At 71.8% G+C, this 9,630-nt stretch carries 13 protein-coding genes; 10 read left to right on the top strand and 3 right to left on the bottom strand.

Annotated features, from left to right (window positions below; all coding sequences use genetic code 11):
• Positions 1-5 precede the first annotated feature (5 nt).
• From BKA18_RS21235 to BKA18_RS21225, 3 genes are all read left to right on the top strand, one after another.
• Positions 6-851, top strand: a complete 846-nt coding sequence (locus tag BKA18_RS21235) for a sulfurtransferase (protein ID WP_093484550.1) — start codon at positions 6-8, stop codon at positions 849-851.
• Positions 852-891: 40 nt separating this feature from the next.
• Positions 892-1,179 (top strand): DUF1416 domain-containing protein, encoded by a 288-nt coding sequence (locus BKA18_RS21230; protein ID WP_006603933.1) that lies wholly within the window; start codon positions 892-894, stop codon positions 1,177-1,179.
• A 147-nt stretch (positions 1,180-1,326) separates the two neighbouring features.
• Positions 1,327-1,614, top strand: a complete 288-nt coding sequence (locus tag BKA18_RS21225; protein ID WP_366047581.1) for a DUF3099 domain-containing protein — start codon at positions 1,327-1,329, stop codon at positions 1,612-1,614.
• Between the two features lie 22 nt (positions 1,615-1,636).
• Here the strand turns inward: BKA18_RS21225 and BKA18_RS21220 are convergent, their stop codons facing one another.
• Entirely contained in the window at positions 1,637-2,002 is a 366-nt protein-coding gene (locus BKA18_RS21220) for a DsrE family protein (protein ID WP_006603935.1), read from the bottom strand.
• A gap of 324 nt (positions 2,003-2,326) precedes the next feature.
• On the opposite strand from BKA18_RS21220, the gene BKA18_RS21215 reads away from it, so the two are divergent.
• The 3 genes from BKA18_RS21215 (at position 2,327) to ygfZ (ending at position 4,534) form a co-directional block, all read left to right on the top strand.
• Complete coding sequence (locus BKA18_RS21215) at positions 2,327-2,914, top strand: heme-binding beta-barrel domain-containing protein (protein WP_093484548.1); 588 nt, start codon at positions 2,327-2,329, stop codon at positions 2,912-2,914.
• Between the two features lie 170 nt (positions 2,915-3,084).
• Entirely contained in the window at positions 3,085-3,522 is a 438-nt protein-coding gene (locus tag BKA18_RS21210; protein ID WP_006603938.1) for a Fur family transcriptional regulator, read from the top strand.
• Positions 3,523-3,553: 31 nt separating this feature from the next.
• Complete coding sequence (gene ygfZ / locus BKA18_RS21205; RefSeq protein ID WP_366047580.1) at positions 3,554-4,534, top strand: CAF17-like 4Fe-4S cluster assembly/insertion protein YgfZ; 981 nt, start codon at positions 3,554-3,556, stop codon at positions 4,532-4,534.
• Positions 4,535-4,612: 78 nt separating this feature from the next.
• On the opposite strand, the gene dtd is transcribed toward ygfZ, so the two are convergent.
• Entirely contained in the window at positions 4,613-5,038 is a 426-nt protein-coding gene (gene dtd, locus BKA18_RS21200) for a D-aminoacyl-tRNA deacylase (RefSeq protein ID WP_129246631.1), read from the bottom strand.
• Between the two features lie 175 nt (positions 5,039-5,213).
• Between dtd and BKA18_RS21195 the strand changes: the two genes are divergently transcribed.
• From BKA18_RS21195 to BKA18_RS21180, 4 genes are all read left to right on the top strand, one after another.
• The gene (locus tag BKA18_RS21195; protein ID WP_366047579.1) at positions 5,214-5,960 is read left to right on the top strand and encodes an RsiG family protein; all 747 of its coding nucleotides are present in this window, start codon (positions 5,214-5,216) and stop codon (positions 5,958-5,960) included.
• A 47-nt stretch (positions 5,961-6,007) separates the two neighbouring features.
• A complete protein-coding gene (locus BKA18_RS21190) occupies positions 6,008-7,027 on the top strand; it encodes an asparaginase (RefSeq protein ID WP_366047578.1) in 1,020 nt (339 codons plus the stop codon).
• A gap of 280 nt (positions 7,028-7,307) precedes the next feature.
• The gene (locus BKA18_RS21185) at positions 7,308-7,739 is read left to right on the top strand and encodes an ankyrin repeat domain-containing protein (protein WP_006603943.1); all 432 of its coding nucleotides are present in this window, start codon (positions 7,308-7,310) and stop codon (positions 7,737-7,739) included.
• 241 nt (positions 7,740-7,980) lie between these two features.
• Positions 7,981-8,547, top strand: a complete 567-nt coding sequence (locus BKA18_RS21180; protein ID WP_366047577.1) for an NADPH-dependent FMN reductase — start codon at positions 7,981-7,983, stop codon at positions 8,545-8,547.
• Between the two features lie 230 nt (positions 8,548-8,777).
• Here the strand turns inward: BKA18_RS21180 and BKA18_RS21175 are convergent, their stop codons facing one another.
• Positions 8,778-9,599, bottom strand: coding sequence for a class I SAM-dependent methyltransferase (locus tag BKA18_RS21175; protein WP_366047576.1), 822 nt, complete (start codon positions 9,597-9,599; stop codon positions 8,778-8,780).
• Positions 9,600-9,630 lie beyond the last annotated feature (31 nt).

Genomic DNA, 9,630 nt, shown 5'->3' with positions numbered 1-9,630 from the left:
ACACCATGAGCCGTAGCGACGTCCTCGTAGACGCCGACTGGGTCGAAAGCCACCTCGAGGACCCGAAGGTCGTCCTCGTAGAGGTCGACGAGGACACCTCGGCCTACGACAAGAACCACATCAAGAACGCCGTCCGCATCGACTGGAAGCAGGACCTCCAGGACCCGGTGCGCCGCGACTTCGTCGACCAGGCGGGCTTCGAGAAGCTGCTCTCGGCCAAGGGCATCGCCAACGACGACACCGTCGTCCTCTACGGCGGCAACAACAACTGGTTCGCCTCCTACGCCTACTGGTACTTCAAGCTCTACGGCCACGACAGCGTCAAGCTGCTCGACGGCGGCCGCAAGAAGTGGGAGCTGGACTCGCGCGACCTGGTCGACGGCTCCGAGGTCCCGCAGCGCCCGGCGACCGAGTACAAGGCCAAGGCCCAGAACACGGCCATCCGCGCCTTCCGTGACGACGTCGTCGCCGCGATCGACAACCTCAACCTCGTCGACGTGCGCTCCCCCGACGAGTTCAGCGGCAAGCTGCTCGCCCCGGCGCACCTCCCGCAGGAGCAGTCGCAGCGCCCCGGCCACGTGCCCAGCGCCCGCAACATCCCGTGGTCGAAGAACGCCAACGACGACGGCACCTTCAAGTCGGACGACGAGCTCAAGGCCCTCTACGAGGAGGAGTCCGTCGACCTGGCGAAGGACACCATCGCCTACTGCAGGATCGGCGAGCGCTCCGCGCTGACCTGGTTCGTGCTGCACGAGCTCCTCGGCCAGACCAACGTCAAGAACTACGACGGCTCCTGGACCGAGTACGGCTCGCTGGTCGGCGTGCCGATCGAGCTCGGCGCCAACAAGTAACCACCCCCGCTTCTCCCTTACCCCTCAAGGAAGTACCCCTATGTGTGGAGCACAGGCAGGCGGCCCGGACGCCTCGACCATCAAGCCCGGTGAGACCACGATCCAGGGCAGCGTGACCCGCGACGGCGAGCCCGTCACCGGTTACGTCCGACTCCTGGACAGCACCGGCGAGTTCACCGCCGAGGTTCCCACCTCCGCGACCGGACAGTTCCGCTTCTACGCGGCCGAGGGCACCTGGACGCTGCGTGCGCTCGTCCCGGGCGGCACCGCGGACCGCACCGTCGTCGCCCAGAAGGGCGGCCTGGCGGAGGTTGCCATCGCCGTCTGACGGCAATGATGGCCGAAGGGCCGCACCCCAGAGGTTTGGACGCCTTGATCGGGGGTGCGGCCCTTCGGCCGTGTCCGGGCACTGGGCGGCCCGGGCCGGGGCTCCGCCCGACTTCTGTCCGGCCCCGTGCGGACTTACCGTGGAGACATGGACGCGCACCGCCGGTCGCCCGTAGAGCGCCGCCATCGCAGGTACTTCGTCCTGATGGGCGTGTGCCTGGTGCTGTTCGTCCTGGCGTGGGGCGTGGTGCGGCTGTGGTCGGTGCCGGCCGCGGTGGGGATGTGCGTCGTCGCGATGGTGATCCCGCCGGTCGCGGCGATCATCGGCAACCGCCGGGAGCCCGGCGAGCGCTGGTGGGACGAGTCCGGCGATCCGGAGTCCGACCGCTGGTGGCGTGAGCTGGACGACCGGGGGGACGACAAGCACGCCCAGTAGGCCCGCCCGCGCCCGCGGGACTTCAGTAGACCAGCGCCTGGACGTCGTCCGGCATGATCTCGCTGACGAACACCTGGGCACCGGCGATCCCGGCCCCCTCGATCAGGTCCTTCTGCTCGATGTCACGCCGCGCCGCGCACTGGGTGCAGACCGTGAGGGCCCCGCCGCCGGCCCGGATGCCGTCGATCAGTTCCGGCAGCGGCGCCGCGTGCGGCAGCTCGAACTCCGCCGCCCGTCCCGGCAGCGCGAACCACACCGACTCCCCGGTCAGCCACAGCGACACCTCGACGCCGCTGGCGACCGCCACCGCCGCCACCGTGAACGCCTGCGAGCACCGCTCGGGCGCATCTGCACCCGCCGTCACCTTGATCACGAGCTTCTTCGCCATGGGGCCAAGAGTAGGCGCGAGGGGCGGGATGGGGGTGCCCCCCTGCTCCTTTAGAGCTGGGGGCGGACCTCACAGCGCCGCTGTCAGCGCCGCCGACTAGACTCGCAGGCGGTCCGTTACCCCCTCACTCCGTCCAAGGAGCGCGCTCGTGCTTGAGGCATTCTTCACCACCCTGCTGGTTCTGGTCGCCGTCGGTGTGCTCGGGTTCGCCGCTCTGACCTGGCAGAAGCTCTACCAGGGCCAGCGCTGACCGACCGCCGGTCCCGGCCGGCCACGCGCCTCGCGCACCCCTTCCGCCCCCTTCTATAGATCGTCTGAGCTCTCATGATCGAGATCCCGTCCGACCTGAACCCGGCCCTGGTGCCGCTCGCCTTCCTCCTCGGCAACTGGGAGGGCGCCGGCGTCGCCGACTTCCCGGGCACCGAGAAGTGCAACTTCGGGCAGGCGGTCACCTTCACCCACGACGGCCGTGACTTCCTCGAATACACCTCGCACAGCTGGGTGCTCGACGGCGAGGGCAAGAAGGTCCGCCCCCTGGAGACCGAAACCGGCTTCTGGCGCATCGACGCGGACCGCAAGGTCGAGATCGTGATGTGCCGGGACCAGGGCGTGGTGGAGGTCTGGTACGGCGAGCTGGCCGACCAGAAGCCGCAGATCGACCTGGCCACCGACGCCATCGCGCGCACCGCCGCGTCCGGCCCGTACAGCGGCGGCAAGCGGCTCTACGGCTACGTCAACAGCGATCTGATGTGGGTCGGCGAGAAGTCCACCCCGGACGTGCCGCTGCGGCCCTACATGTCGGCGCATCTGAAGAAGGTCGCCGACCTCAAGGAATGGGCGGAGAGCCTCCCCGAGGACATGCCGGACGGCGTCTCCTTCTTCCGGCCGGACGGCACGCCCTACAACCCGTAAGGCACCCGGGAGAGTCCGCCCCCGTTGTGGGGCGGACCGCCCCCTCCCGCGCCCCCGGTTGCCCGCGGCGCACAGCGCTTGGCACCACGCGCCGTGGACGGCGGCCGAAGACCACCGCACAGCAGGCAGGAATCTTCGCCGTCCCGGGGAGAGCACTTCATACTGGCGGTGTGGTGACCAAAGACTGGCAGAGCGACCTCCGCAGGCGCGGATACCGCCTGACCCCGCAGCGTCAGCTCGTGCTGGAGGCTGTGGACAGGCTGGAGCACGCCACCCCGGACGACATCCTCACCGAGGTGCGCAAGACGGCGGGCGGGGTGAACATCTCCACCGTCTACCGGACCCTGGAGCTCCTGGAGGAGCTGGACCTGGTCAGCCATGCCCACCTCGGCCACGGCGCCCCCACGTACCACCTCGCCGACCGCCACCACCACATCCACCTGGTGTGCCGGGACTGCACGGACGTCATCGAGGCGGATCTGTCGGTGGCCGCACCGTTCACGGCGCAGCTGCGCGAACAGTTCGGCTTCGAGACGGACATGAAGCACTTCGCGATCTTCGGGCGCTGCGCGGCCTGCCGGGGCAAGGCCGCCCCGGGCGACGGCTGAGGCAGTTGCACGCGAGTCGTAGGCTGGGCGCATGCTGCGACAATCACCCGCCAGCCCCCTGCTGTCGCTGCCCGGCGCAGTCCCCGCCGAGGCCCCCGACGAAGGCGTTGCCGCGCACTACGGCGACCTCTTCCGGGAGCAGCGCGCGCTCGCCGACGGCTCCGGCTTCGTCGACCTCTCACACCGCGGCGTGGTCACCGTCACCGGCGCCGAGCGGCTGAGCTGGCTGCACCTGCTGCTCACCCAGCACGTCAGCGACCTCCCACCCGGCCAGGCCACCGAGGCGCTGATCCTCTCCGCGCACGGCCACATCGAGCATGCCGTCTCCCTCGTCGACGACGGCGAGACGACCTGGATGCACACCGAACCGGGCATGCAGGAGGCGCTGATCGCCTACCTGGAGAGCATGAAGTTCTTCTACCGGGTCGAGGTCGCCGACCGTACCGACGAGATCGCCGTCGTGCATCTGCCGGCCGGCTCCATCGCCGAGGCGCCCGAGCACACCGTCGTCCGCGAGACCCCGCACGGCCGCGATCTGTTCCTGCCGCGCACCGGCCTGGAGGCGTTCGCCGACACCCACGGCCCGGCCATCGGCGTACTGGCGCTGGAGGCGCTGCGCGTCGAGGCCCACCGCCCCCGGCTGGGCATGGAGACCGACCACCGCACCATCCCGCACGAAGTGGGCTGGATCGGCAGCGCCGTCCACCTCCAGAAGGGCTGCTACCGCGGCCAGGAGACCGTCGCCCGGGTCCACAACCTCGGCAAGCCGCCGCGCCGGCTGGTCTTCCTGCACCTGGACGGCAGTGAGGTCCATCTGCCGCCGCACGGCACCCCCATCCGCCTCGCCGCGGACGGCGAGGAGGGCCGCCAGCTCGGCTTCGTCACCACCTCGGCCCGCCATCACGAGCTCGGCCCGATCGCCCTCGCCCTGGTCAAGCGGAACGTGCCGGTGGACGCCCCGCTGATGGCGGGCGGCACCGCGGCGGCCCAGGAGGTCGTCGTCGAGCCGTAGGGGCGGCGGGCTCCTGCCCCGGCTACGGCTGCCGTGACGCGGCGGGAACCGGTCGGTGACGCGGGGCCCCGGTCCCGGCTACACCTCCACCAGCACCGTGAACGGCCCGTCGTTGGTCAGCGACACCTTCATGTCGGCCCCGAAGCGGCCGGTCTCGACCGCGGCGCCCAGCGCCCGCAGCTGTGCGACGACCTCGTCGACCAGCGGCTCGGCGACCGGCCCCGGGGCCGCGGCGTTCCAGGTGGGCCGGCGCCCCTTGCGGGCGTCACCGTAGAGAGTGAACTGGCTGATCACCAGGAGCGGCGCCGAGGTGTCCGAGCAGGACTTCTCGCCCTGCAGCAGCCGCACCGACCACAGCTTGCGGGCGAGCTGCGCCGCCTTGAGCGGTGTGTCGTCGTGCGTGACCCCCACCAGCACGCACAGCCCCTCACCGACGATCTCCCCGACCGTCTCGCCCGCCACCTCGACGCGTGCGCCGTCAATCCTCTGCACCACAGCTCGCATACCCGCCATGATGCCGGGCGGGCCGCTGCCTTCGGACAGCAGTGCCCCCACGGGGGCCGTTCGGGTGCCATGGCCCTGCAGAAGGACCGCCCAGAGTGGCACGATGCGTGCACGTGGTGCGTTTCATGGACAACATGCCCAGGACGCGGCACCGGACGAGGGGACGGAACGATTCATGAGCACTCTCGGCGCCGGACAGACACCCGGTCCCGTACCAACCGCCCGTACGACACCGACCGGACGGACGACATCCACCGCCCCCACGACGGACCCTGCCCGTCCGGCACCCGGCACCCCACCGCCGCCCGCCGCCCTGACGACGACCACGACCGCGGCGACGGCCCGCGTCGAGCCCCCCGGCACGGAGGACGGCCCCATGCTCCCGGCAGGCAAGGGGCAGCACCCCCGCCCCCCACAGCAGCGCGATCACTGCCGTCCGGCGACGACCCCCGATCTGTCCGGTCTGGGGCTGCCCGAGTTGCGGGTGGTGCGGCGTGATTCGCAGCAGGAAGAGGCCGATCTGAGCTACGTGCGGCGGCTGTTGCAGGGCCGGATCGACATTCTGCGGGCCGAGATCGCCCGCCGGACCACCCAGCACTCCCCCCTCCTCGACCGGCTCCCGGAGATCCTGACGGACCTGCCGTCGCGGCACCGCTCCTCGGCACGGCACGTGACGCTCGGGACCCCGCACAGCGAGGAGTACCGCAGGCTGGCCGAGGAGATGCTCGGTGAGGTGGAGCTCTCCGACCTCACCGCGCGTACGGACCAGGAGCTGCACGACGCGATGGGCCGCCTGATCCGCTACGAGCAGCAGGTGTCGCGGCGCCGCCAGTCGCTGCAGCGCACCACGGACGATTGCAGTGCGGAAATCGCCCGCAGGTACCGTGAAGGCGAAGCCCAAGTAGACGACCTGCTGTCCTGACGGCCACCAGCCTCCGGGGGCGCAGGCCACTCCCCGGAAGGCCACCGATGACCTCGCCCACTCCGATACCCGCGCCGCCCCCGGGCTCCGCCGCGTCCCCGGTTTCCGGGGCGGCGGTGTCCGTCGCGGCGCACCCCGTCCTCGCCGAGGTCGTCCGCTCCGGCTTCGTCGAGGGCCGGCACCGCGGCTCGCTGGTGGTCCTGGCGGCCGATGGCAGCGTGGACTGGGCGCTGGGTGAGGTCACCGCGCCGGTCTTCCCCCGCTCCACGAACAAGCCGATGCAGGCCGCGGCGGTGCTGCGGGCGGGCCTGGACCTCTCCGGTGAGCGGCTGGCGCTGGCCGCCGCGAGCCACTCCGGCGAGCCGTTCCACCTCGCGCTCGTACGGACCATGCTGGCCGAGCACGGGCTGAGAGCCGACCAGCTCCAGACGCCGGCGGACCTGCCGCTGGACCCCGAGGAGGCCGAGGCCTACCTCGCCTCAGGCCGGGCCCGCGACCGTCTCACCATGAACTGCTCGGGCAAGCACGCCGCCATGCTGGCCGCCGCCGCCCTCAACGGCTGGCCGCTCGCCTCGTACCTCGACCCGGACCATCCGCTGCAGCAACTGGTGGCCGACGGGGTCCGCATCGCCGGCGGCGAGGACGTCGCCCACATCGGCACGGACGGCTGCGGCGCGCCCCTGCTCTCCCTCTCCCTGACGGGCCTGGCCCGCGCCTTCCGGCACTTCGTCCTGGCCGAGCCCGGCACCCCGGAGCGGCGGGTCGCGGACGCGATGCGCGCCCACCCGGAGTTCGTCGCCGGCACCCGCCGCCCCGACACCTGGCTGATGCAGGCCCTCCACGGCACCCTCGCCAAGATGGGCGCCGAGGCCGTACAGGCCCTGGCCCTCCCCGACGGCCGCGCCCTGGCCTTCAAGATCGACGACGGCGCCACCCGCACCCTCGGCCCGGTCCTCGCCCGCACCCTGCGCCTCATGGGCATCGACCACCCCGTACTCGCCCGCCTCGAAGACGCCCCGCTCCTCGGCGGCGGCGCCCGGGTCGGGGAAATCCGCGCCAGTTTCTGAGGGGCCGGGGCTGACGGCTCGGGGCGGGGGCTGCGGACGGGTCCGGGGCGGGGCTGGGACGGCTCCGGGCTGCGGCTGGGGGCGACGGCTCGGGGCCGCCGGGCTGCGGGGGCGCGGCCGCGGAGCCACCGCGCAGCCGCCCCGTCCGTGCCCGTGCCCGTGCCCGTGCCCGTGCCCGTGCCCGTGCCCGTGCCCGTGCCCGCTGCCGCAACGGCGTGGGCCTGCATAAGGTGGCGATGACAGCGCACGCACCACCCACCACAGCAGGAGGCCGGCGACCATGAGCGACGCGAATTCCGAGCCGCAGGGGCCCGAGGCGATCGAGCACGCGCACGACCCCGAGGTACTGCAGCTCGCGGCCAAGGTGTTCGACCTGGCGCGGAACGGTGACACCGACACCGTCGCCGCCTACGTGGACGCGGGCGTTCCCGCCAACCTGACCAACGACAAGGGCGACTCGCTCGTGATGCTGGCGGCGTACCACGGCCACCCGGCCACCGTAGAGGCCCTGTTGCAGCGCGGCGCCGACGCCGACCGCCCCAACGACCGCGGCCAGACCCCGCTCGCCGGCGCGGTCTTCAAGGCCGAGGACGAGGTCGTCAAGGTCCTGGTGGCCCACGGCGCGGACCCGTCGGCCGGCACCCCCTCGGCGATCGACACGGCCCGGATGTTCGAGAAGGCGGAGCTGCTGAAGCTGTTCGGCGCGGAGTGACCTGACCCGGCGGACGGTACGCCGGACGGCCCGGCAGGTGCCACGGCAGACGGCCCGGCGTGGGCACGGCAGACGGCCCGGCGTGGGCACGGCAGAGAGCCCGGCGGGGGCACGGCACAGGGCCCGGCACGCGGCGCCCGCGCTTGACCTCAAGTTTGCTTGAGGTCCTAGCGTCGAGTCCCGACGGCGCCCCAGCCGTCACCGACTCACGCGTCGTCACGCACGCCATGAAGGGCCCCGCATGTCCGAGCACCCCTACCGCCTCGCAGTGATCATCGGCAGCACCCGGGAGGGCCGGTTCGCACCCGTCATCGCGAACTGGTTCACCCGGCAGACCGAACGCCACCCGCACACCGACGTGGACGTCATCGACCTGGACGCGGTCCGCCCGTACGAACTCCGTTACGGCAGCGAGGAGTACGAGTCCTACGCCAAGCGCGTGGACGAGGCGGACGCGTTCGTCGTGATCACCCCGGAGTACAACCACTCCTTCCCCGCCCCGCTCAAGCACGCCATCGACCTGCTGCACACCCAGTGGCAGGCCAAGCCGGTCGGCTTCGTCTCGTACGGCGGGGTCTCCGGCGGCCTCCGCGCCGTTGAACAACTGCGGCTGATCTTCGCCGAGTTGCACGCCACCACGGTGCGCGAAACGGTGAGCTTCCCGCTCGCCGGCACCCTCTTCGACGACGCCGGCGACCTGCACGAACCGGCCGTCGCCACCCAGGCCGCCGACGCCCTGCTCCACCAGCTGACCTGGTGGGCGGTAACCCTCCGCGAGGCCCGCGCCACCCGCCCCTACGGCGGCTAGGTGTATTGCTCACGAGCGTTGCCCACAGCCGCCGCTGGGCCTTGATCAATGGCGAAGACCTCCGGTGCGGTGGAGGTGTCTAAGACTGCACCGCACGGAGGTCTTCGTGTCCCACCATCAGGCCCGGCTCCTGCCGTCTCCGGCAGGCGACTGCTGGTCGAAGTGTCCGTTCCGGCCGGCCGGTGGCTCATGCAGCAGCGCCGAACCCGGCCGGCCGCGCCAGGCTGAAGTCAGCGCACCGCCGTCACGACATGCATGCGCATCGCGCACGGAATGCGCCCGTCCGGCAGGGCCATAGCAGCCGACTCCGCCTCGAAGCGGGCCCGCAGATCCGCCGTGACCGAGGAATCGAGCGGCCCGAGGTCGTAGAACGTGCTCACGGTGCGCCAGATCCGGTCGGGCGGGCCGGTCAGATCGAGATGTACGGTCTCCCACTCCACCGGGCCGAATCCGGCGGGGCGGAACACCGCGTCGAAGCCGTCGCGGGTCCGCAGCCGCGGGTCCCCGAGCCGCGGAATCTGCTGTTCCGCGGGCGCCGCCAGGAACAGCGGCTTCGCCAGCCGCAGAAACAGCTCGCACGCCTCACCACCGGCCGCTCCGCCGCCCAGGACGACGGCCAGCGTGCCGCCCGGCTCCAGCACCCGCGCCAGCTCCGCCGCGACCCGCTCCACCTCACCCATCAGCATCAGCGCCATATGGGACGCACAGCCATCGAACTGACCGTCTCGGAAGGGTAGTTGTTGCGCTCGCCCCATCCGGAGGTCGGCCTGGTCGACGCCCGGCCGGCGGCTCGCCAGCGTCAGCTCCTCGGCGGACAGATCGAGCCCGGCAAGCTCCCGCCGGGCGCCCCCCTCCCGCTCGGCGAGGAGTTCGAGCAGCAGCCCGTCGCCGCAGCCGAGATCCAGCACCCGGTCGCATGCCGACACCCGGTCCCGCAGGATCTCGTAACTGGAACGGCCGCCCTCGGCCCGCCCGTGCGCCATGGCCTGCACGGTCACCGAAGGGTGCGCGGCATGAAAAGCCCGCAGAAACTCTTCCTGGTCCGTCGTCATCCACCGATCCTAGGGACCCCGCCCCTAGCCG

The organism is Streptomyces auratus (genome assembly GCF_050433025.1).
In the GTDB taxonomy this organism is placed as follows: Bacteria; Actinomycetota; Actinomycetes; order Streptomycetales; family Streptomycetaceae; genus Streptomyces; species Streptomyces sioyaensis.
Note: the sequence above shows the minus strand (reverse complement) of the source record. Positions and strands in the feature narration are given on the sequence as shown.